Genomic DNA, 20,543 nt, shown 5'->3' on the forward strand with positions numbered 1-20,543 from the left:
TTAAATGACAGTATAAAATATTGAGACATGAATCTGAGGGAGGGGTTACATTGAAAAAGGGATGGCTCGTATTACTGTGTTTGGTCTTGGTTACCTTATCGGGGTGTACCGTTTGGGAAAGGACAGAAAACTTCTTTTCACCGAACGACGAAACGATTAAAAACAAGACGATCAAGATTGGTCAAGAGGATCAGGTCAAGATTGTTCCGCTCTATACGCAATACAATCAGTACTTAGAAGAAGCGATGCAGACAGGAAACTCAGACGACAATACGAACAGTTACCTAAAACATGTCTTAGGTTACATCAATGAAATCGGTGAGCAACAAGATCTCGATCTAACATATATGAAAAGTTACTTTATGCTACAAGCAACTGAGTATAAAGAACAATTGATGAGTCGGACGAAAGAGCTGATGAAACAAGATACAGAGATCAAAAAAATCATTGAAAAAAGTTACACTGCTTCACATCGGGCATTACCAAAACAAACGAATACGATATTCATCGTGCCTGTTAACTCGGAATTCATGGAGCGTATGGATGTCATGGGAGGGGTCGCAGGATTGGCAACTAGAGATTGCTTCATGCTATTCCTTACCGCTGACTACGATAAGAAAATGTTGGAATATGCAGTAGCCCATGAATATCACCACACTGCTTTATATGATCGGATGAAGCTAGATACTTCCTTAGGAGAGGAAGCTAGTCCACTGATCCATTCACTCCTCCTTGAAGGGAAAGCGGATCAGTTCGCGAAACGCGTCGTTAAAGGTGTGACACCAGCTTGGGTCGAGCCATTAGAAGAAGAGACGAAACAGCGTGTTCTACGTTTAATGAAAAATGGTGAGTTAACGCAAGATGATATCATGGACGGCAATAAGGAACAGGATGTACCTATGTGGAGTATGTACCGATTAGGTAAAGATATCATGGACGCATATCTTGAAAAATATCCTTCAGAATCGATAGCAGATTGGACGACTAAAGACGCGGAAACGATTTTAAAGGATTACAAGTATAAAAATGATCTACTTTGATTCAAAAAATAGACCCGTCAGCATAAAGAAGCTGATGGGCATATTTTTATACTTTTGAAATTTTTCGAAATTAAGTCGAACGCTTTTGAACGATGGATGAACAGAAATAAAACGGCGAACGTGTTGTTTAGGAAATATCAGTTCGGGCGAGTGAACGGATAGCGTTTGACATGGCAGGGGAGACAGGATGAATCTGTTCGATGTAATCGAGGATCACTAGTGCAGCCGTTTTATTATGTGAATAGCCTGGCATCATCTCTGAGAATCGGTTGACCATTTCTGGGAAACGTTGCTCAATCCGACGTTCCGGAGCAAACGGATCAACAGATGTCGCTTCCTCTTTTTCAAATGAGGACAGAACGTGTAACAATTGACCAACGGCAAATTGTTGAATCAAACGGAAGGCTGATAATGTTTCGCCACGTGTTTCGCGACAGAGCCCGACATATAGATTCGTCAGTGCTTCATGGATGGCGTAATCGACGGATGGATGTTCGCTCGAACTGTTATGTGGTTGTGGGACTAAGCGTTCAAACGCGTCGAAGGAAGGATCGCACCACACGATACGACCAGCGGAAAATGCAATTTCAGAAAGTTCATCTAGTTCGAAGATGGCGAATTCGGCATAGATACCGTCGTCAAACATGACTTTATGTCCATCCTGCGTATTTTGAAATTGAAAGTGTAAAGGGTATGTGTTTTCTAACCAGTCGAGTTGCTCGATGAATCGAGCCTTTTTACCGGGCTTTGCGATGATGAAAAAGTCTAAGTCCGAATAGTCATCGAGTCGTTCAAGTTCTTGACCGACAGAACCGAGTCCGAGCAGGACAAGCGCATCATCTGTTTGTGCAATCGTTTGCCCAATTGCGTCTAATCGTTCCAATAAAACGTCTCTATGTGTCATCTCTGTTGCTCCCTCTTTATGGTGTTTAAATGTAAGAATTGCGGACACCTCATTAGGGAAGCGTCCGCGAGTGTCGGTAGGGCGATCAAAAATGATCGCTTTGCATCTTATGGAGCAATTGGTCGAACGTCTCGTGGTCCTTTGATGTAAAGGCACGGAAATAACGATCATCAATCTCTTCGATCTCGGGAGCTGACGTTTGAATCAGCGCTGCACCATCTTCCGTCAAGAGAATCCGTTTTTCCCGGTTGATTCGTTTTCGGATGACGAGGTGTTCCGCGAGTAACTTCTTCACCGTTTGCGAAATGGCACCGCTTGAGAGTTCGAGCGTGCGTTCAAGTGATTTTTGTGTCGCACTCTCTTGATGATACAAGGTCATCAATAAATCGAATTGGGATTTTGAGAGTCCTTTTGGTTTCAATACATCGTTGACTTCTTTCGAATAACGAGAATGGATTCGCTGAATGGTGTTCCAGTGTTGCATTGAAGATTCGAATGTGAAGGTCATGATTTTTCCTCCTCTTCTGTCACGCAGGATTGAGCTTATCGAAGAAACGGATTAATTCTTCCTGTTGTCGCGCAGTCAAAGCAGCGAATTGTTCTTGTTGAAAACGTTCATAGGCAGGCAACACTTCTTGCAGAATGGCTGTTCCTTTTTCCGTCAAGAGCAAATAGTTCGTCTTCCATTTGCGTTTGCGGGTGATGAGTTGCCGATCAAATAAACGTTTGATTCCGTGTGAAATCGTGCCATCGGTCACTTGGATCCGTTCAGCGATTTCCTTCTGGCTCGTGCATGAGGTCGTTTGTAGGCAACGCAATACTTCAAGATTCGTATGGGAGAGATCCCATTGTTTCAAGAACGCATTGACTCGCTTGATTTGTTGATTATGATACGTCGAAATCGTATACCAGCATGTCATGGGATATGTCTCTGTCATTATTGTCATGAGGAACCTCTTAAATGTAGAATGTACTGCTGATGAATTACTTTTACCATACCATATTAAAAATATGTAGTGCTACTAGTTTGAACGCAAACCCATCACTTCCCATCATTGCCTAGGAACTGTACAAAAAAGACCTGAACGTGTCAGGTCGGTTCAGGAAGGAATCCCATTCGAAAGCGTGAGATAGGAATCCGTTAACTGGAATCCATATTTCGTAAAACATTGATCTGAGACGCGTCCTTGTAAGGTGATCGTCGCATAATCGCCACGAATCGCGTAATGAGTGTACTTTTTTTCAATATCATGAATCAATGACTCAAGTAACAGACCACGCTCGCCGAGTCCTTCTTCCCGAACGTTGATCTCAAGTAAACAGAATGTACCGTATTCGGTGAGGGATGTGCGCTCCGTTCGTTCATGAAGCACCGTTAAGAACGAACGTTTTGAAATAAGGGATCGACTATGGGGTGGTTCTAGAATCGTGACGTAATAACTGAGAGCTGGTGGACGTAAATTACGCGTGACTTCGACGACTTGCCGCTGATTGTTGTACGCGAGACCAACGAATTGTTCCTGCGGATGATGCGGCACGGTCAGTCCTTCTTGCTCACAAACGGTTTGCCACTCGGCTTCTGGAATCCAGACAGCCTCTTCGGTTTTCGCTAAAGCTTTAAAGAACTTCACGTTAAACGGATGACCTCCTATAGGGTATGTAAAATGATTATTCCTATCATGCCTGATGGCTAGACAAAAAACGAGTTACAATCTGACGACAAATGCACTTCCTTTGCTATAAGTATACCGTGAAATTTCATTTTAAAACAGACTACACCTGAACGAATCGACTGTCTATACTGAATGTATCCAGTCAGGAGGCGAGCATATGAAACCAGTCGAAGGTCCGTTTTTCCATGGCACGAAAGCCACGTTGCAAATCGGTGACGAATTGAAACCAGGGCACGCGTCGAATTTTCGTGAACAACCGCTCCAGCACGTCTATTTCACGGCAACATTTGATGCAGCGAAGTGGGGCGCAGAGCTCGCACGATCTGACGCTCCGGAACGTATCTATCTCGTCGAACCACTCGGAGCGTATGAGGATGATCCGAACTTGACGAACAAACGGTTCCCAGGCAATCCGACTCGGTCGTATCGTTCGACGGAACCCGTGAAGATCATCGCTGAACTCGGAACGTGGGAACGGCATACCGATGAAGAGATTGAGACGATGAAAGCATCCCTGCAGCGGTTACGCGCAGAAGGGAAGGATACGATCATTGACTAAAAGAGCAAGGGGAGAAGACTTGCCTGTATATGATTTCAAATCGATCCAACCGACGAACGTGAACGTCATTGATCAATTATTGGTTAATCATTTGCATGCCATCCGCCTGAATCAAGACGACGAGCGTTTGATCGCGATCCTCGAAGATCCATTCGTTCCACCTGTTGAAACGATCGTTGCAGTCTATTGTGTCTATCGAAAATCAATTCTTGATCTGTTGCAAGGTAGGATTGCCTCCATCGAATCGTATGACTTTTAGAATGCATCTGTGAAAGACAAACTCATGACAGCAGAAAGCGTCGAAGGAGTGCTTGATATGGCGACATTCGTCGTCATTGCCTCAGAAGACAACACCTATATGTCTCACTATTTTATCGGCGGTGAGGCAGAGAAACTTAATTCGATACTAAATGTATGCTTTGGTCATCCGAATTTGATTGACGATCAATCGACGAAGCGTTACATCAAACGCTTCGAGCAGGATGTTTTGATCGTTGAAAAGATGGGATTCATGAAATTGCTTCGAAATGAATAGAGAAACGAATTGAATGTAAGATAAGCACTACCACGTATTTTTTTGACAGAATGCACTGCAAGATGAAGATGGAATGGTACAATATGTAAAAAGGGGGTCGTTCTAATGTCTCGCTTCAAACAAGAAAAGAAACAACCACTCGATCATCTCCGCGACGGTGTCGATCAAGGTCTCGGTAGTGCCGTACCACGTGGGCAAAACGACGGGATGCGTGGTCTTGAGATGCTCGCGGTGCTTGTCGTCCTCGGTGGAGGATATCTACTGTATCAATGGTTTTTCTAAAGCAAGAAGCATCGCCCTCATGAGGACGATGCTTCTTTTTGTTCGATTTCACTGACGATATCATCCAGTGTGACGTGAGCGAGCACCTTTTCAAGAGCAGATTGAGCGAGCTCAAAGATTGGTGTGACCGTCGATTGGATGTTTCGTCCGACCGGGCAATCTGGGTTCGGTGCGGCATGGACGCCGAACAGTTCCTTGTCCGGTACGACAGCGACGGCTTGGTAAACGTCAAGTAGCGTGATGCAAGATGACGGGCGGGCGAGTCGCGCACCGGCGACACCCGGGCGGACCTCAATCAGATCGGCTTTTTTGAGCATGCTCATGATTTTACGGATGACGACCGGATTCGTATTGACGCTGCCAGCAATCAAGTCGGATGTCATCTTCTCGTAAGTCGCAATCAACGAGAGAATATGGATGCCGACGGAAAAACGTGTACTGATAGCCAACGGATGACCCTCCTTCTTAAAAACATTGTTCTCTCATTATACGTCGTATTGTTCATTTGGCAAGAAACGGGGAATAGGAACAACACTGTTGACAAACAAAGTAATTGTAACTATATTGGTTACATGTAATCAAAGTAGTTACATATCAAAAGGAGGAATCATCATGAACATCGGAATCATCGGCGCAACAGGAAAAGCAGGACAATTGATTTTACAAGAAGCAATCACACGCGGGCATGACGTCACGGCAATCGTCCGTAACGCAGCAAAAGTGACCGCAGACGTCACGATTCTCGAGCGCGATGTGCTCGCGCTGACGAAAGACGACTTGAACGGGTTTGACGCAATCGTCAATGCGTTTAACGCAGCACCGGGTGAGGAAACGAAACATATCGAAGTCGGTCGTCATTTAATCAACGTGTTAGCAGGAAGCAAGACACGACTATTCGTAGTCGGTGGTGCTGGAAGTCTATTCGTCGATGCTGAGCATAATGTACGTGTCATGGAAACACCGGATTTCCCGGAAGCGTATTATCCGACAGCTTCGAACATGGGGAAAAACTTGATCGAACTGCAAGGGCAGCAAGACGTGACGTGGACGTATCTCAGCCCCGCTGGATTCTTTGATCCGAATGGTCAACGAACGGGAGCATATACAGTCGGTGGCGAGCAGATGATTCTAAACGCAAAAGGGGAAAGCTACATCAGTTACGCGGATTACGCCATCGCTGTAGTGGATGAGCTTGAAAAAGGTCAACATCTCAACGAGCGGTTCTCGGTCGTTGGCGAACAAGGGTGATGGTGTCAGACCGACTTACGTATTCGGTCTTTTTTAATGGACGGAGTGAGAGATACAGCGGAGGACGGATGGCATAGTAGCATGGTTTGTTTAATATGAGAATAGAAACGACTAAAGGAGCTCAAATCATGATGCGACGATGCTTAAGTATCATCAGTCTGTTAGCTGTCTTGATCGTCTGTACGACATCTGCGCAACCGTCCCGGTTCGAACGTTCGGAACCGGTCGCGACGATCGAGGATCATTACGAGGGACAAATCAATTGGCCGAGTGAAAGCGATCCGTTGATAGAACTTCACGCCAAACCGTGATCTACATATGACCGATCAAAACCCGTCTCCTTAAAGAAGACGGGCTTTTTGGTGACGTTAAATGACAGTCATTGCGCTCAAGAAGACGAAGAAGAACGTGACGCCGCTCGTCAAAATCAAAAAGGGAAGGACGATCAGTAATTCGAGATGCGGACGAAGACCGTAGTAAAGCAGAAAGAACAAAGTCAAACAGGCGGTCGTGATCGTCAACGCAAGAGAAGTCATCAAGAGATGAAGAGGTTCGACGAACGGAACGAGAGACGATCCTGTGATCGTATCGAAAGCTAAACCGAAGGACAAAAAAATGAGTAAATACAGAAGCGATTTTTGACGAAACATGCGGCATGTCTCCTTTTACTAAACGATACATTTAGTATAAAGCGTAGGTCATCTTGTTTTATCTAACAAAAATGTAAGAAAGCGGATGATTTCAAACAGCTGAATCTTTCTTGTATAACAATGTCAAACGCGTCATCAAAAAGTAAAGGAAAGCGGCGCTACTCGCGATTGCCTGAAAATAGATCGGTTGAAACAGACCTTTGAATACAAGTAACAGTACGCCACCGAGTAATAAAGCGATGCCTTGATTCAGGAGGAGGTGTGTTATCCAAGGTAGTGGACGTGAGCGAAATCGGAAGTAACGAATCGCGTCGGTCAGGATGCCACCGACCGTGATGACGATCACAAACGACAGCAAGGTCTCGAAGACACCTGGATAATACCCATAGTCCGTATCGGGCATGAGTCGTGGTGATGACGGAAGATGTTGATAAAGCATCAGAAAAATCCAATTACTCATCAGAAGTCGAAATGACAGACGGATCATGGTACTCCTCCTTTCCAGTCTTCATGAGGATGAATAGACGGGTGATCATTACATATAAAAAGGCAGCGACTACATTTCCGATGAAAAAAACCGCAGGAAGTGAACTGAACAAGATGAACGCACCGGCAAACACGAAGACCGTACCTTGATGAACGAGGAGATGCGTCATCCACGGTAGCGAACGCTTCGTGAAACGGACAGCTAACAGAGCGTCAGCAATCACGGTACCGCTGAAGAATAATAGCATGACAGCATCCAACTGTTCATTGACGAGCTGCACCGCGTAAGACAAAAACAGAACCATCATCGTCATTGATCCAAACAATTGGAGAAACAGAAAAAAGCTGAAGACGGTCCGACCGAGCCACCCGAACAGATAGGGGAGGAATGATGAGTACTTTCGCGCCGACTCGGAGAAGATGAAATAGATCAACGCTACACCTGAACAGAATAAGATGAGAACAAGCGAAAACGAATTCGATTGCATGAGCAGATAGAGGACAATGCTTGCGAATAATGCCATGATTTGATTGAGGATGGTCCGTTTTACGAAAGAAATATTCGAACGAAATAACAGGCGTGGAAGTCCTTCCGTCAAGAGTGCGCCGGTCAGAATGGCGGGACCGGCAAACAATAGACCAATCATAAAGAAGTCGTTGAAGGAAGTGCCGTATATTGTTGGATCACCCATCTCAAGCCCAGCAATGAGTGCATACAAGAAAGCGAACAATATCGCGGTAATAAAACTATTCTTTACGATAGATAACAGAAGGTAAGCCCTTTCCGACTGACGTTTAAAATAGTTTATACCAATACAACGTCAGATCGATATGTGGATTGACGAATTGTTTTAAACTATCGGCACCGCCGAGCTCGAAGCCTTCTCGCTCGTAAAAACGGCAAGCAATCAGGTTATCGTCTTGTGCTTCGAGTGACAGACCACTCAACTCGCGTTGTTGTGCCCATTTCGTCGCAGCAACAAGCAATTGGTGTCCGACGCCAAGTTTACGAAATGCTTGTTTGACCGCGATGTTTTCGATATAGGCGAAACGGTTCCAGTCACGAACAAGGCGAATGTGACCGATACAAGAAGTGCCGGAAAAGGCGAGGAGGACGATTCGATTCTCGTTTTCGATATATGTCGTCCAATCGAGTCGATCGTCAGGGAAACGGGTTTCAGTAGCGGTTTCATAGAGTTCTTCCGTATAGGACCATGTGGTACCAGAAAACTGCGGAACGATGCGTCCGATAATTGGGAATGGATCGTTGGCATGGTTGACGAATGGAATGCTCTCGAACGATAGCGGTTGAATCGTTAGCTTTTCAGTCTCTTTCATTGTCATCCTCCTTTTGTCTATAGAGATCTACTTCACTCTATTCATCATCTCCTACAGACTGAGAATTGTCACGAGGAGAGATGCGAGAACAGGTCAATTTTCGAATGAACCAGGTTTTAATTTTTCTAAAAAAGGAATTGCTTCAACAGGAACGAATACATAGTCAGAAGACGTTGAAACAGTACAGAAAGACAGCAGTAGAGGACGTGACAACATGAATATGGATACGGTCAATCAGTATCTCGATGCCTATGGATATGGCGTTATTTTCATTTTTTTATTTTTTGGCATCGTCGGGATTCCAGCACCGGAAGAATCCTTACTCGTCCTGATTGGTATCTTAAGTGGTCAAAACGAAGAACGTTTAATCTATTCAATCTTGACCGCGTATGCTGGGACGTTTGTCGGTATGCTGACGGCATATGGAGCAGGGCGCTTCTTCGGACCGACCGTCCTACGGTACGGTCGATTCCTCGGATTGACGAAGGAACGCTGGGAGCGGGTGTCAAACGGCTACATGGAACGAATCAATCGAACGATCATCGGCGGTCTTTACATTCCGGGTGTGCGGCAGATCAATCCATATTTTGCAGGCCTGAAGCGGATTTCTTTCGGTCGGTACTTTTTTGTGTCAGCAATCGGTTCCGCGCTGTGGGTCGTACCTTTTGTCTTACTCGGTCACTTTGCAGGAAAGACATTTCATATCAAGCCGGAAGTCGTACCGTATTTCGGACTTGCCTTACTCGTATTGTTCCTGATCGGAGTGCTCGTGAAATGGCTCAAGCGGAAGCGACTTGAGAAACGCGTCGTTTCAGGGAAAAACCAAGCGGGAAAAGAAGACTAAACGTTACTTTTTTGTTGAAGGAACGTCGGAACAGTTTGAAGGAGTGGACAAACGATGCAAAAAATAGTGATCTTTCCTTTTTTAAGGATGCGATCCGGTCATCATCTGGTTGCCGAAGCGATCGCCGAACGATTGCAAGGACCAGGGATTGAAGTCAAGGAAGTAGAATTGCTCAGTACGATCAGTCCATTTGCGGAATGGGTGACATCAAAGTTTTACCTGAACTGGATCCGACACTTCTCAAACGGCTACAGTCGTTTTTATCACCAGCATATTGCCGGACGTTCGAGCAATGCCCGGTCGACAGGGTGGACGTCGCATTATTTCCAACAACAGATGTTACGGATCATCCGGACGGAACAACCGGACGTCATCATCTGTACACATGCGTTTCCTTCCTATCTCTTGAATCAATTAAAAGAACGAAACCTTTGTGACGTACCGGTCATCAATGCCTATACCGATCTATTCGTCAGCCGCGTCTGGGGAAAGACGCATATCGAGTATCATCTGTTGCCGAATCGTGAGGCAAGGCAAGAATTGCACGAGCATCATGCTGTACCAAGTGAGCGCTTGTTCGTGACGGGTATCCCCGTCCATCCAGCAATTTCTGGTGGTTCCATCTTTCGCTCGACGCAGTCCCGCAAACAAATTCTTGTTGCTGGCGGAAACGGTGGACTCGGTCAACTCGAGACCTTACTGACGCAGATCGAACAGTGTCCAGAAGCAGATTTCCATGTCTTATGTGGGAAGAACCAAACATTGTATAAACGACTAGCTTCGCGACATCATCCACATATCCATCCGCTCACCTATATCGATTCAAGAGATGAGATGAATCAGCTGTATGAACGAATGGATGCGATCGTCACGAAACCAGGTGGCGTGACGGTCAGTGAAGCATTCGAAAAACGTGTACCGTTGTTCATTCAACACGTCCTACCGGGACAAGAAGAGATCAATCGTACGTATTTGATGGAGAAAGGACTTGCGTTCGCATTTCATCAAACGGATACACTCGCGGACGTCATCCGTCGGACGCTTGAGAACCCAGACGTCATGCATGCTTGGCAACAAGCAGTCACGCAGTATCAAAATGATCGTGTCATGGCCGATCAGCGGTTCTTCGCGGAACGGATTGCGGGTTGCCTGCAAGTCCATCGCCGAAAAGTAAATGAATAAAAGGGAGTTAGTTTCTATGCGTTCACGTCTTATCACAGCAGGAATTCTCGCGACACTCGCCTATACGGTCGTCCCGTACGTGGCGTCACGCGTCTTTGGATGGCGCGTGACAAAATCACTGAACTCACGATACGTCGCTTTGACGTTCGATGATGGTCCAGATCCCGTCTATACGGCAGAACTGCTCGATCTCTTACAACAAGAAGGCATTCAGGCGACGTTTTTCGTCGTGGGTCATAAAGCAGAAGCACATCCGGACCTCATTCGCCGGATACACGACGAAGGGCATCAACTTGGTATCCACAATTACGTCCATCGACCGAACTGGTCGATGCGACCGTCGACCGTCCGTTCAGGCATCGAGCGGACGGCTACAGTCATTGAACGGATCACGGGCGACCGACCGACCGTTTATCGTCCACCGTGGGGTGCGCTTAATGCTGGAGATGTCCTCTGTCCTCCTTCTTACAAAATGATTCTCTGGTCGAAGATGGCGGAGGACTGGAAGCTAGAGGGCGGGAAGGCGAAAATCAAACGGCTACTATCAAATGTGTCAGAAGGAGATATCATCTTGCTCCACGATAACGGGGATACGTTCGGCGCGGACCCACAAGCACCTGTGCAGACGATTGAAGCGCTTCGTGAACTCTTGCCGAACTGGAAAGCACGCGGCTTACAGTTTCGTCGCATTGATCAAACGTAAAAAAAAGAGGAGCTATCCGGTGCAGGATAGCTCCTCTTTTGCATGGATTAAGCATTGCGTGACATGTCGTCCTCGTCTGCTTGGAGGATCAAGCGTCGTACGACGAACGAGCGTAAGAATAAGATGAAGGTGATGAGCGGAAGTAGTAACCACCACGATTGCGTTAAAAATAAGTCATCAAACGTCGTGATCATGACGAAATGATGCCCGATGTACAGCCACTTGAACAAGGAACTGACGAACAGAATCGCTTCTGATGTCGTCATGAACTCAAAATCGGATTTCATTGCTTCACTCCTTATGGATGGATGATCTGTTTTTGCATCATCCAGCGCAATCTACTAAATAATCGAATGCGTATGATAAAGATTAAGAACGGACCGGTTCGCGGTCTTGTGTCGTCATGGCTGCCTCAGCATCGACTTCGTACAGAATGACGCGGTTCCGTCCTTGTTCCTTGGCGGCATATAACGCTTCGTCGGCAAGGATATTCATCCGCTGGGCAGCAACGTGTTTCCCATGGGCGATTCCGACGGATGCTGTGATCGAGATGGCGGAAAAACCGTCGAGCTGAAAGCGCGTGTTCGCGATCCGCTCCCGGATTCGGTTGGCGACCTTCGCGACTTTCGAAGGCGTCAAATCATAGACGAGGACCATGAATTCCTCTCCACCGATGCGCGCCGTGATATCGTGCGGACGCGTTTCTTCCTGTAAGATCCGTGCGAACTGTTGCAAGACGAGATCACCGTTCGCATGCCCGTATGTATCGTTGACATGCTTGAAGTGGTCGATGTCGAGTGCGAGCACATTGTAGACACGTCCTTCTTCTTCAAGCAACGCCGTCCGTTCGTCCCAAACACGGCGATTGTATAGTCCCGTCAAGTGATCGACTTCCGCTGATTGTTTATAGCGTTGCACCTGTTCGTTAAGCAACTGAAAATCAATCGTCAACAGGCTCGATAAGAGTCCGACCGCGAGTCCGATCGTCCATGTCGAAGCGAGCAAACGAAGAGCGGCATCACTAAAGCCGAGATTAATCGAGACAGCAATCGAGATCATGAACAAGGCCCAAACGTTCATGATGAGATTTTGCAAGAATGGTCGTTGGAGCAGCCGTTTGTGGATGAAGTACATCCCGGAGCTGATGCCAAGGACAGCAAGAAAGGCGACGACTGCTTGGGGTGTCCAACCGAAATAGAACCGAGAGCAACCGATGATTAGCGTCGCGATGATCAGTGGCGAGCGGACGCCATAAAAAGCGAGCAGAACGAGTGGCAAATGTCGCAAATCCATCCGTAACGACTCGTTGACGGCGATCCCCTTAAACATCAATAGCACCCCGAGCAGCCCGGTCGCGAGACCGACGATGAGGGTTTTCAAGCTACTTGACGCAAGACGCTGACTATAGATGATTTTGGCAATCAAATAAAAGCCGGTGAAGGCGATGCAAGCATTCAATAACAACTCGGCAATGAACATCGGTTCCACATCCTTGAGTATGATACCTTCACGATAGCAGTTTGATAAACGATGTCAACGAGAGACACTCAAAATTTTAGTAAATCAGGTAAAGACTTGCTTCGATATGATCATTTGGTAAAATAAGAGAGCTTTAGGGAAAGGGAGGGATGAGGTTGGAACCGAAACATCTAACGATTGAAGCGCGGAAGTTTGACGGACGTCCGCACTACTCGTGGGACGGAGACGTTCTTGTTCAGACGGAAGCGTATCTGCTCGTCGCGAATACGCCAGTGCGGACACTTTTACATCATCGTCGCGAAGCCGTTTATACATATGACAATTATAGTCTGGAATTCTATCCGCTTGATGCTGATTTTACGGTCGGTCTCGATATAGAGCGGACGGGAGAAGTGACGTACTACTGTAACATTTGCTTACCGCCGGTACTTCAAGGAAATACCTTATCGTTCATTGATCTGGATCTCGATCTCGTCCATCGAGAGGGAGTGTGGACGGTCGTCGACGAGGACGAATTTTTAGAGAACCAACAATTGTACGACTATCCGACTGATGTGATTGAACTAGCTCGTGCATCGTTACTGAACCTACAACAGCGAATCGCGCAGCAACAGTTTCCGTTTGACGGCTTTTTGGATTCATTCATCCCGACCGTCCTACAGATGAAGAGAAGGGGGAATGACACATGAAGACGATTCGTTGCCACCGGGCATTTGGTGTCTATGGATTATTGATGAAGGAGGATGCCTTACTCGTCATCGACAAGAATGGTGGACCGTATATCAATCGCTATGACTTACCAGGGGGAAGCCTCGAAGAAGGAGAGACGCTCGCTACGGCGATGCGCCGGGAATTCACGGAAGAGACAGGGCTCGAAGTGGCACTCGAACGACAGATCGGCGTCGCGGACTTCAAGCTTCCGTGGGATTGGCGCGAGTTCAACGAAGTCCATCACATCGCTGTCTTTTATCTCGTCCGACAGACGGGTGGAACGCTGAGTATCCCCGAACAATTCGTCGGACAAGACTCACTCGGTGCGCGCTGGGTCAATGCGAGTGACGTCTCGATTGATAACGCGTCACCGCTCGTAATCGAAGCGTTTCGCTGGATCGAGGAACAGCGACTCGATCTCGAGGCACGACACTTCTCGAATTGGGACGTCTTAAAATGAACAGGAGCGCTCTTCGTTGACGGAGAGCGCTTTTTTACGTCTGCAATGTCATAAAGACGAATCGTCAGGAGTGTTGGTCAAACCAAGCAGCATCATCTGATTGGTTCGCATGTATTTTTTTCGAACAATCCTCGACTTCTTCCTGTCATATTTCCTAGAAAGGAGGAATCACCATGCAAGCCCCATATCTCCCGGTTCCCCATACGCTCTTACGGAGCGGGACGGCATTTGCGTCTGTCCATGAAAAGATGATCTACCTGATTCTTGAGAGCTTCAGCGGTCAGGATGGTCAAGCATTCCCGTCCTATCAAACGATTGCCGACGCTGTCCCGTGCAGTAAATCGACGGTTAAGTCATGTATCCAGTCCTTGATTGCAAGCGGTCGGATCGAGAAAGTCGAACGGTTCACGAAACACGGAGGACAGACCTCGAATGCTTATCGTGTCCTGTCCCGTGTCGACATACCGTCCCCGGCGAGTCACGAGACGACTGCTCCCGAGGTTTCTGCTGCCTCCGAAGAAGAAGTCTTGAAGAATACGACTTTAAAAAAGGAACTGATGCAGCAGTACGAAACGAATCTCGGCAAGGCGACACCACGAATCGAGCAGGAATTGCTACAGCTGGCAACAGACCATCCGATTGAGCGCATCCAGTATGCGATCGAAGAGGCGGCGCGGGCGAACAGTCGTCATTTTGGTTACATCGAGCAAGTCGTAAAGCGTCTCGCGACTGGATTACCGGCTGAACGGCGAAAACGAATAACCAAACGTTCAAGAAGAGACACTTCATTATTTCAATTACCGAATTGGATGGAACGAGAAAAAGCAGCGCAACGAGTGTATGAAGCACACCAGAAGGAGAACCAGATCATACCTGACGACGCCGAAATTGCTGAACTATTACAAGGACTGACAAGGGAGGGAGCCTGATGCAACTAGAAGAAATACTCCGACGTGCCAATCAAAAACTATCCGTTCCGGGCATGCATCCGTCTGTCGTCCGGATCGCGCGTGACGCGATTCGAGAGCTGTATCCGCATGGAATCAAACTCGGTATAGCGCAAAGTTTTCGGAGCATCGCGGAACAGAACGTATTGTACGCAAAAGGACGGACGACACCAGGACCCATCGTGACGCAAGCCCGCGGTGGACAATCAAACCATAATTTCGGTGTCGCAATCGACGTCTTTCTCTATCAGGATGGAGCATTGTTCCTTTCTCCGCCAGACGCGCGACTCCGGCGGATCGTTGCAGCGATGAAACGACGCGGAATGGACTGGGGAGGGGATTGGTCTCGTTTTCCCGACTACCCACACTTTGAACTGTACGATCATGTCAGTCTAGCGCGTCATCACGTTCCAAAACAAGGGCGCTATCTCCGGGAAAAAATCCAAGCACCGGAACTCGTCCGAGCCATTGAAAAACGCTTGGGTCTTGTGGTGACAGGAATCTTTGATGCCCGATTGACGCACGCCGTTCGAACGTTCCAACAGACATGTCGTCTAGTCGCTGACGGAATCGTTGGTCCGCAAACATGGCGTCAACTCTTTCCGGTGTCACCATGATACGACTTCAGGCGTGGATCCGTCTTTTAATACCGCTCTATGTTTTCCTTGAGTTACTCTTGCCGACGCTCGGTTTTACGGCATTGCCAGTGTCGGCAAGTGACGTCGAACGGTTCGTGACGGGTTTAGTCGGACTAGTTGGTCTACTCGTCGCTTGGTGGAAGAACAATGATGTGACTGAGCGGGCACTGAGACGAAGGCAGGCACAGGAACAGTTGGAAAACACATCCATGACCGATTGAGTAGTCTGGAAGCGTTTGGAATGTGCTAGCAACGGGCATTATTTCATACAAACGACTAACAGTTTGATTTCAAGACACCGATAGAAGGGATAGACTTTAGTCAATTAGAAAGAGAAAGAAAGGTCGGTCTTTTTGTGAAATGGTCAACGTTGCAGCGCTATTTGTTTTTGGCACTCTGTGCGCTTTTATTTACAAGCGTATGGAGCTATCAAGCTTTCCTGAAAATCGAACGAGAGAATGCACGCATCTTAAACGAGGCGATTCCCATCTCGACGGAAGCAGCGGAGTTGTTTCCGGCGTTACTAAATCTTGAACTGGTCGTTCGCAGTTACATCCTCTCACCGAACGAGGCGGATATAGCGCAGTATGATCGGACGATTGATCGGCTTGATCAAACGATCAAGCGACTCAATCAACTCGATGAGAATCATCCAATCATGCGAAAGCTCGTTCGGACGGAAGCGATTCCCCGGATCGAGACAGCAACCCGGTTTTATGATGCCCAACTGGCACTCGTTCGAAGCGGGGATCAAGCAGTCGCTGAGGCAAAACGCTATCAAGGAATGCAATATATCGAGACATTTCGTCCGATCGATGCCCGTCTACGGACGGACGTCAACCGAATCATCGCCGAAGCAACGAATCGTTCCGAACAAGCATCGAGTGCTGCGAAATGGGTCATCGTCGTCGTCGCAAGCATCGCCGTTCTTGTCTTGATCGCCTTCATCCAGACGTTTCGGATGGAACGCAGTAAACGAGCCTTGATTCATCGTTCGCTTCACGACGCCTTGACCGGTATCCCGAATCGGCGGGCGTTCGATGAACGATTGGAGCAACTCCTTGAAGAAGCCAAACAACAGCAGACACCACTCTCCCTGATTTTGATCGATGTCGATGCCTTTAAGTCGTATAATGATACGTACGGTCATTTAAAAGGGGATGAATGTTTAAAGGAAGTCGCCCGCGTCTTGAAGCGTCAAGCACGGCATGGACAAGTCGCACGGTACGGTGGAGAGGAATTCACAGTCTTGTTGCCGCGTGGAGCAGAAGAAGCCCGGCACATTGCAGAACGCATCCGACAGGACATTCTCGACTTAAATATCGTACATGAACGGTATGAACCACTTTGCCGGGTCAGTGTCAGTCTTGGTTTGACGTCACTTGTACCCGAAGCAGAGATGACGGAAAAAGAGATGATTGACCAAGCCGATCAAGCGTTGTATCGGGCGAAAGAGAATGGTCGGAACCAAATCGGTGACATGGCAGGGTAATGCTTAATCAGATGGGAATGAAGATGGGTGATACACCTGGGATTTGTTTTTGAAGAAACCTACGATATGGAAAATGCTGCTCGAATAATCTTAGATAATTTTTGTATAGACATTCAATTTCTTAGATACAGTTACGCGACGAATACCGATGGGTCACATTGGGGCGAGGAAAAAGGTCTTCCGAAAGATTGGCGTCCATTGCTGAGTCATCATTACGGTAATGCCTCGCTCGTTTTCTTTGCGTATCATGGTTTAACGACAATACCTGTTCGAATGACGATTGAAAAAGAACCAGACTGTTTCGGTTTTCAATTCGGTTTCCAAGAAGAGAATTTAACTGCGTGGTCACTCGATCAGCAGGAGACGATTTTCATGGAGGATATGCAGAGGATTGCCGATCGATCGAATGCTTTATATGCCTATTGTGATTTTGATGCAGAAATCGAGCATGCGATAACGGAACGGGAACGCATCAATCGAGAATATGCGATCGTCTACTGGTCCAAGGAGCAGACTTTTTTAAAAAACGCATGGAAAATCGATGGTTTTACAGACCGATGAACACAAAAATACCCCGCGTGAGAGTTTGCTTCTCATACGGGGTATTTTAAAGTTCATTGTAAGATGACGCAATACGATCGATCGGAAATGAGAGGTGCCGATATGATGTAGACCGTTTTGACGGGAACACCCCCGACACGTGCATCGAGTTGTGTGAGCTGAGACCGAATCTTGCGGCTTAAACCATAGCGAATTTCAGTACTAAGTTCATCGACATCTTCTTGTACGTGTAAGAGAAGTTGGAACGGTTCAAGCGAAAAGATTGAAAAATCACAGGAAATCCGCGGATCTACAAATTTCTCATTCAATTCGTTCTTAATGTAATAGGCTTCTTGGGCACTGATCATCTTCTCTCACCTCACTCTCCTAATTGAAAAATTTTTCTCTACTATAGTATATATTACCCAGTTTTCTGGCAACTAATCGTCTGATTTTGAAAAAAAGTCAATTCAGTCTGTAAAGTCCTCTAAAATCTTTTTTCAAGAGCAATCACATCTGTAAACACAAAAAAACCGCCAAGCTTCAATGCGCAAGGCGACTAGATTCAAGAAATTGATGACTGGACTTGGCAGTTCCGAAGATATCGCTCCATCGCTTGAACGAAGAAGGTCAATTGATGTGTCGAGATGACCGGCATTTTCCCATATCGCACTTCAAAGTAGAGCGGATCAACAGGAGATGGAAACGCAATCCGGTCGAACCATTCTGTTACTGTCTCGTGGGTCCGGCGTCGTAAGGAAAGCGGCAATTGTGCATTAAAGTGAGCGAGTTGTTTTCGAATCGAGTCAGCAGGCAGGTCTTTTGTCTCATAAATGAAGATTGGAAATCGTGGCGGAAGCACATACCCTGATGGATCGATACGCGGTCGACGCAACCACTGGAGATATTGCCAGAAAAACCAGCTACAAAACAGGAGAACGAGACATAGTACGAGAAGATAAGGAGGTGTCGTCACCGAAGAATCGAACCCTGTCCGGAACCATGGAGCTGGTGGATCGACTTCGCTCATCGTGACCGTGCTTTCACCATAAGACGTTCCTTCTTCGATCGTATCGAAGATCGATTCCTTTGGACCGCAACGGTCGACGCAATATGTATTCGTTGCTGAATCAATTCGTCCAAGAAGTGACGTATAGAGCGACGGGACGAATTGTTGCACGGTAAGTAGTAGTAGACAGACAAGTGGAATAAGAAGTAATAGGCGAGTGCGAAGCGTTTTCACGATAGGGACACCTCCTTTGACGAGTACGTTTAACAGACTTTCGCTACACAGTATAGCAAAAGTGGAGAGGGAATATTTTGATTTTTTCAAAAAATAGTCATTGATTTAGAAGGGAATGAAAGAGATGGATTTACGAACGAGTTACCAAGAAACGACGAAACGTTTAGATGGACATGGTAGTCGGACGGTCGGCGTGTTACAAGAAGCGTTGCAGGGCGTTGCTGCCGATCAAATGAGCGATATCTATGGTAACGGCGAATTAATCAAGACGTTTGAGCGCAAGATGGTAGACTTACTCGGACACGACGATGCGGTCTTTTTCCCGAGTGGCACGATGGCGCAACAGATTGCGCTACGTATCTGGTCGGATGAACAGAACAATCGTAAGGTCGCTTATCACCCGCTCTGTCACCTTGAGATTCATGAACAGGACGGCTTAAAGAAATTGCACGGGATAGAACCAATACTAGTCGGAGAAGCCGATCGGATGATGACGATAGACGACGTCAAAGCTTTGCCGGACGTCAGCTGTCTGTTACTCGAACTACCACAACGCGAACTCGGCGGATTGCTTCCGTCGCGTGAAGAACTCGAAGTGATTTGTGCGTATGCCCGCAAACAGAATATCCGTCTTCACTTGGACGGTGCCCGTTTACTTGAGGTCTTACCGTATTATGAGGCAGAAGCTAAGGACATCGCGCAACTGTTTGACAGTGTCTATATCTCTTTTTATAAGGGACTCGGCGGTGTCGCAGGAGCAATCTTAGCTGGACCAGAACCGTTTTGCCAAGAGGCACGGATCTGGAAACGTCGCTACGGCGGTGACTTGATCAGTCTATATCCGTATATTCTGTCTGCCGATTTTTATTATGAACAACGAAAAGACCGCATGGCAGAGTACCATGCAGCCGCAAAGGAGCTTGCGAGCAGATTGAATGCGATTTCGGGCATCTCGACTCGTCCCCAAGAGCCAGTCTCGAACATGTTTCATCTCTACTTCAAGGTAGAAAAAGCAGTCGTCGAGGAAAAATTGGTTGAAATCCAGTCGCACGGAAAAGTAGGTATCGCTGGTTATCTAGTTGAGAAAGAGAGCGGCTGCGCGACGGAAGTCAACATCGGCGATAGTTTTCTTACGTTGACGCCTGACGAACGTGAAACAGTCTATCGTCAATTGACGGAGGCGTTCTCCGAGGATTGAACAACATCAGGAGCGGGAATTGTAGGATGGAGGCGACGATAGGTGTCGACTTTTTCTGCAATCATTCGCTCCGTTTCTTGTAATGCTGCCAGTTGTGCTAAGACGTTCGCATGGTGGGCTTCAAGCAACGCGAGCCGTTCTTGCGTCGTATCCTGCTCGCCGTGAGCAAGGAACAGCGTTACGTAAGAACGGATTTGCTCGATTGGCATATGCGTTTCGCGCAAGCGGAGGACGAACCGAAGCCACGTCACATCTGGGTCGTCGTATCGACGTTGACCGTTCTGGCGCTTCGGAAACAGTAGCCCTTCTTTTTCGTAATAGCGGATCGTATGGGCACTCGTATCGGTCAATCGACTGATTTCAGAAATCGTATACATACATCTCACCTTTC

At 47.1% G+C, this 20,543-nt stretch carries 32 protein-coding genes; 18 read left to right on the top strand and 14 right to left on the bottom strand.

Annotated elements, in window-relative coordinates; all coding sequences use genetic code 11:
• Nucleotides 1–50: 50 nt before the first annotated feature.
• Nucleotides 51–1,040: a DUF2268 domain-containing putative Zn-dependent protease gene (locus tag KNQ12_RS00310; RefSeq protein WP_214745603.1), complete on the top strand. Its 990-nt coding sequence runs from the start codon at nt 51–53 to the stop codon at nt 1,038–1,040.
• 127 nt (nt 1,041–1,167) lie between these two features.
• Here the strand turns inward: KNQ12_RS00310 and KNQ12_RS00315 are convergent, their stop codons facing one another.
• From KNQ12_RS00315 to KNQ12_RS00330, 4 genes are all read right to left on the bottom strand, one after another.
• Nucleotides 1,168–1,944 carry a hypothetical protein gene (locus KNQ12_RS00315; RefSeq protein ID WP_214745606.1) on the bottom strand — a complete coding sequence of 259 codons (777 nt, stop codon included), beginning with the start codon at nt 1,942–1,944 and terminating at the stop codon, nt 1,168–1,170.
• Between the two features lie 85 nt (nt 1,945–2,029).
• Nucleotides 2,030–2,452 carry a MarR family winged helix-turn-helix transcriptional regulator gene (locus KNQ12_RS00320; protein WP_214745609.1) on the bottom strand — a complete coding sequence of 141 codons (423 nt, stop codon included), beginning with the start codon at nt 2,450–2,452 and terminating at the stop codon, nt 2,030–2,032.
• 19 nt (nt 2,453–2,471) lie between these two features.
• Nucleotides 2,472–2,864, bottom strand: a complete 393-nt coding sequence (locus KNQ12_RS00325; RefSeq protein ID WP_214775377.1) for a MarR family winged helix-turn-helix transcriptional regulator — start codon at nt 2,862–2,864, stop codon at nt 2,472–2,474.
• A gap of 180 nt (nt 2,865–3,044) precedes the next feature.
• On the bottom strand, nt 3,045–3,575 hold the full coding sequence (locus KNQ12_RS00330; RefSeq protein ID WP_052017138.1) for a hypothetical protein: 531 nt from the start codon (nt 3,573–3,575) through the stop codon (nt 3,045–3,047).
• Nucleotides 3,576–3,774: 199 nt separating this feature from the next.
• Between KNQ12_RS00330 and arr the strand changes: the two genes are divergently transcribed.
• The 4 genes from arr to KNQ12_RS00350 all read left to right on the top strand — a co-directional run bounded on the left by arr (nt 3,775) and on the right by KNQ12_RS00350 (nt 4,993).
• Nucleotides 3,775–4,176, top strand: a complete 402-nt coding sequence (gene arr / locus KNQ12_RS00335) for an NAD(+)--rifampin ADP-ribosyltransferase (RefSeq protein WP_058265846.1) — start codon at nt 3,775–3,777, stop codon at nt 4,174–4,176.
• A gap of 19 nt (nt 4,177–4,195) precedes the next feature.
• The gene (locus tag KNQ12_RS00340; RefSeq protein ID WP_214745615.1) at nt 4,196–4,435 is read left to right on the top strand and encodes a hypothetical protein; all 240 of its coding nucleotides are present in this window, start codon (nt 4,196–4,198) and stop codon (nt 4,433–4,435) included.
• 24 nt (nt 4,436–4,459) lie between these two features.
• Nucleotides 4,460–4,711 carry a hypothetical protein gene (locus KNQ12_RS00345; RefSeq protein WP_214775379.1) on the top strand — a complete coding sequence of 84 codons (252 nt, stop codon included), beginning with the start codon at nt 4,460–4,462 and terminating at the stop codon, nt 4,709–4,711.
• A gap of 105 nt (nt 4,712–4,816) precedes the next feature.
• Nucleotides 4,817–4,993: a hypothetical protein gene (locus KNQ12_RS00350; protein ID WP_156501836.1), complete on the top strand. Its 177-nt coding sequence runs from the start codon at nt 4,817–4,819 to the stop codon at nt 4,991–4,993.
• A gap of 17 nt (nt 4,994–5,010) precedes the next feature.
• Here the strand turns inward: KNQ12_RS00350 and KNQ12_RS00355 are convergent, their stop codons facing one another.
• A complete protein-coding gene (locus KNQ12_RS00355) occupies nt 5,011–5,442 on the bottom strand; it encodes an Rrf2 family transcriptional regulator (protein ID WP_214745621.1) in 432 nt (143 codons plus the stop codon).
• Nucleotides 5,443–5,605: 163 nt separating this feature from the next.
• Here KNQ12_RS00355 and KNQ12_RS00360 point away from each other — a divergent pair, with 163 nt between their 5' ends.
• Together KNQ12_RS00360 and KNQ12_RS00365 are read left to right on the top strand one after the other, a co-directional pair.
• Nucleotides 5,606–6,241: an NAD(P)-dependent oxidoreductase gene (locus tag KNQ12_RS00360; RefSeq protein ID WP_214745624.1), complete on the top strand. Its 636-nt coding sequence runs from the start codon at nt 5,606–5,608 to the stop codon at nt 6,239–6,241.
• 128 nt (nt 6,242–6,369) lie between these two features.
• A complete protein-coding gene (locus KNQ12_RS00365) occupies nt 6,370–6,552 on the top strand; it encodes a hypothetical protein (protein WP_214745627.1) in 183 nt (60 codons plus the stop codon).
• Nucleotides 6,553–6,609: 57 nt separating this feature from the next.
• Here KNQ12_RS00365 and KNQ12_RS00370 read toward each other — a convergent pair whose 3' ends face one another.
• The 4 genes from KNQ12_RS00370 to KNQ12_RS00385 form a co-directional block, all read right to left on the bottom strand.
• Nucleotides 6,610–6,891: a hypothetical protein gene (locus KNQ12_RS00370; RefSeq protein WP_214745630.1), complete on the bottom strand. Its 282-nt coding sequence runs from the start codon at nt 6,889–6,891 to the stop codon at nt 6,610–6,612.
• Between the two features lie 91 nt (nt 6,892–6,982).
• Entirely contained in the window at nt 6,983–7,351 is a 369-nt protein-coding gene (locus KNQ12_RS00375; protein WP_214745633.1) for a hypothetical protein, read from the bottom strand.
• Nucleotides 7,344–8,096: a hypothetical protein gene (locus KNQ12_RS00380; RefSeq protein ID WP_214745636.1), complete on the bottom strand. Its 753-nt coding sequence runs from the start codon at nt 8,094–8,096 to the stop codon at nt 7,344–7,346. Before KNQ12_RS00380 ends, KNQ12_RS00375 begins: the two co-directional genes overlap by 8 nt.
• A 76-nt stretch (nt 8,097–8,172) precedes the next feature.
• Nucleotides 8,173–8,715 carry a GNAT family N-acetyltransferase gene (locus tag KNQ12_RS00385; RefSeq protein ID WP_214745639.1) on the bottom strand — a complete coding sequence of 181 codons (543 nt, stop codon included), beginning with the start codon at nt 8,713–8,715 and terminating at the stop codon, nt 8,173–8,175.
• A 214-nt stretch (nt 8,716–8,929) separates the two neighbouring features.
• Between KNQ12_RS00385 and KNQ12_RS00390 the strand changes: the two genes are divergently transcribed.
• Genes KNQ12_RS00390 through KNQ12_RS00400 form a run of 3 tightly spaced genes read left to right on the top strand, consistent with a single transcriptional unit; the run spans nt 8,930 to nt 11,444 of the window.
• Entirely contained in the window at nt 8,930–9,559 is a 630-nt protein-coding gene (locus KNQ12_RS00390) for a DedA family protein (protein WP_214745642.1), read from the top strand.
• Nucleotides 9,560–9,613: 54 nt separating this feature from the next.
• The gene (locus KNQ12_RS00395; protein ID WP_214775381.1) at nt 9,614–10,741 is read left to right on the top strand and encodes an MGDG synthase family glycosyltransferase; all 1,128 of its coding nucleotides are present in this window, start codon (nt 9,614–9,616) and stop codon (nt 10,739–10,741) included.
• A gap of 16 nt (nt 10,742–10,757) precedes the next feature.
• Nucleotides 10,758–11,444, top strand: a complete 687-nt coding sequence (locus KNQ12_RS00400) for a polysaccharide deacetylase family protein (RefSeq protein WP_214745648.1) — start codon at nt 10,758–10,760, stop codon at nt 11,442–11,444.
• Nucleotides 11,445–11,491: 47 nt separating this feature from the next.
• Here KNQ12_RS00400 and KNQ12_RS00405 read toward each other — a convergent pair whose 3' ends face one another.
• Together KNQ12_RS00405 and KNQ12_RS00410 are read right to left on the bottom strand one after the other, a co-directional pair.
• A complete protein-coding gene (locus tag KNQ12_RS00405; RefSeq protein WP_214745651.1) occupies nt 11,492–11,731 on the bottom strand; it encodes a hypothetical protein in 240 nt (79 codons plus the stop codon).
• A gap of 82 nt (nt 11,732–11,813) precedes the next feature.
• Nucleotides 11,814–12,923 (bottom strand): GGDEF domain-containing protein, encoded by a 1,110-nt coding sequence (locus KNQ12_RS00410; RefSeq protein ID WP_214745654.1) that lies wholly within the window; start codon nt 12,921–12,923, stop codon nt 11,814–11,816.
• 155 nt (nt 12,924–13,078) lie between these two features.
• Between KNQ12_RS00410 and KNQ12_RS00415 the strand changes: the two genes are divergently transcribed.
• The 7 genes from KNQ12_RS00415 (at nt 13,079) to KNQ12_RS00445 (ending at nt 17,732) form a co-directional block, all read left to right on the top strand.
• On the top strand, nt 13,079–13,612 hold the full coding sequence (locus KNQ12_RS00415; protein WP_214745657.1) for a DUF402 domain-containing protein: 534 nt from the start codon (nt 13,079–13,081) through the stop codon (nt 13,610–13,612).
• Nucleotides 13,609–14,094, top strand: coding sequence for an NUDIX hydrolase (locus KNQ12_RS00420; RefSeq protein WP_214745660.1), 486 nt, complete (start codon nt 13,609–13,611; stop codon nt 14,092–14,094). The genes KNQ12_RS00415 and KNQ12_RS00420 overlap by 4 nt, the downstream gene beginning before the upstream one ends.
• 173 nt (nt 14,095–14,267) lie before the next feature.
• Nucleotides 14,268–15,023 (top strand): helix-turn-helix domain-containing protein, encoded by a 756-nt coding sequence (locus KNQ12_RS00425; protein WP_214745663.1) that lies wholly within the window; start codon nt 14,268–14,270, stop codon nt 15,021–15,023.
• Nucleotides 15,023–15,658, top strand: coding sequence for a M15 family metallopeptidase (locus KNQ12_RS00430; RefSeq protein WP_214745666.1), 636 nt, complete (start codon nt 15,023–15,025; stop codon nt 15,656–15,658). Before KNQ12_RS00425 ends, KNQ12_RS00430 begins: the two co-directional genes overlap by 1 nt.
• The gene (locus KNQ12_RS00435) at nt 15,655–15,900 is read left to right on the top strand and encodes a phage holin (protein WP_214745669.1); all 246 of its coding nucleotides are present in this window, start codon (nt 15,655–15,657) and stop codon (nt 15,898–15,900) included. Before KNQ12_RS00430 ends, KNQ12_RS00435 begins: the two co-directional genes overlap by 4 nt.
• Nucleotides 15,901–16,034: 134 nt before the next feature.
• Nucleotides 16,035–17,171, top strand: a complete 1,137-nt coding sequence (locus tag KNQ12_RS00440; RefSeq protein WP_214745672.1) for a GGDEF domain-containing protein — start codon at nt 16,035–16,037, stop codon at nt 17,169–17,171.
• Nucleotides 17,172–17,237: 66 nt separating this feature from the next.
• The gene (locus KNQ12_RS00445; protein ID WP_214745676.1) at nt 17,238–17,732 is read left to right on the top strand and encodes an Imm64 family immunity protein; all 495 of its coding nucleotides are present in this window, start codon (nt 17,238–17,240) and stop codon (nt 17,730–17,732) included.
• Nucleotides 17,733–17,785: 53 nt separating this feature from the next.
• Here the strand turns inward: KNQ12_RS00445 and KNQ12_RS00450 are convergent, their stop codons facing one another.
• Together KNQ12_RS00450 and KNQ12_RS00455 are read right to left on the bottom strand one after the other, a co-directional pair.
• Nucleotides 17,786–18,079, bottom strand: a complete 294-nt coding sequence (locus KNQ12_RS00450) for a hypothetical protein (protein ID WP_023468187.1) — start codon at nt 18,077–18,079, stop codon at nt 17,786–17,788.
• Nucleotides 18,080–18,276: 197 nt separating this feature from the next.
• Nucleotides 18,277–18,954, bottom strand: coding sequence for a hypothetical protein (locus KNQ12_RS00455; protein ID WP_023468188.1), 678 nt, complete (start codon nt 18,952–18,954; stop codon nt 18,277–18,279).
• A 124-nt stretch (nt 18,955–19,078) separates the two neighbouring features.
• On the opposite strand from KNQ12_RS00455, the gene KNQ12_RS00460 reads away from it, so the two are divergent.
• On the top strand, nt 19,079–20,152 hold the full coding sequence (locus KNQ12_RS00460) for a threonine aldolase family protein (protein WP_023468189.1): 1,074 nt from the start codon (nt 19,079–19,081) through the stop codon (nt 20,150–20,152).
• On the opposite strand, the gene KNQ12_RS00465 is transcribed toward KNQ12_RS00460, so the two are convergent.
• On the bottom strand, nt 20,122–20,529 hold the full coding sequence (locus KNQ12_RS00465; protein ID WP_023468190.1) for a MerR family transcriptional regulator: 408 nt from the start codon (nt 20,527–20,529) through the stop codon (nt 20,122–20,124). The two genes, KNQ12_RS00460 and KNQ12_RS00465, sit on opposite strands and share 31 nt — an antisense overlap.
• Between the last annotated feature and the right edge of the window lie 14 nt (nt 20,530–20,543).

Origin of the sequence: Exiguobacterium sp. s11, assembly GCF_018619015.1 — a bacterium.
GTDB classification, from domain to species: domain Bacteria; phylum Bacillota; class Bacilli; order Exiguobacteriales; family Exiguobacteriaceae; genus Exiguobacterium_A; species Exiguobacterium_A indicum.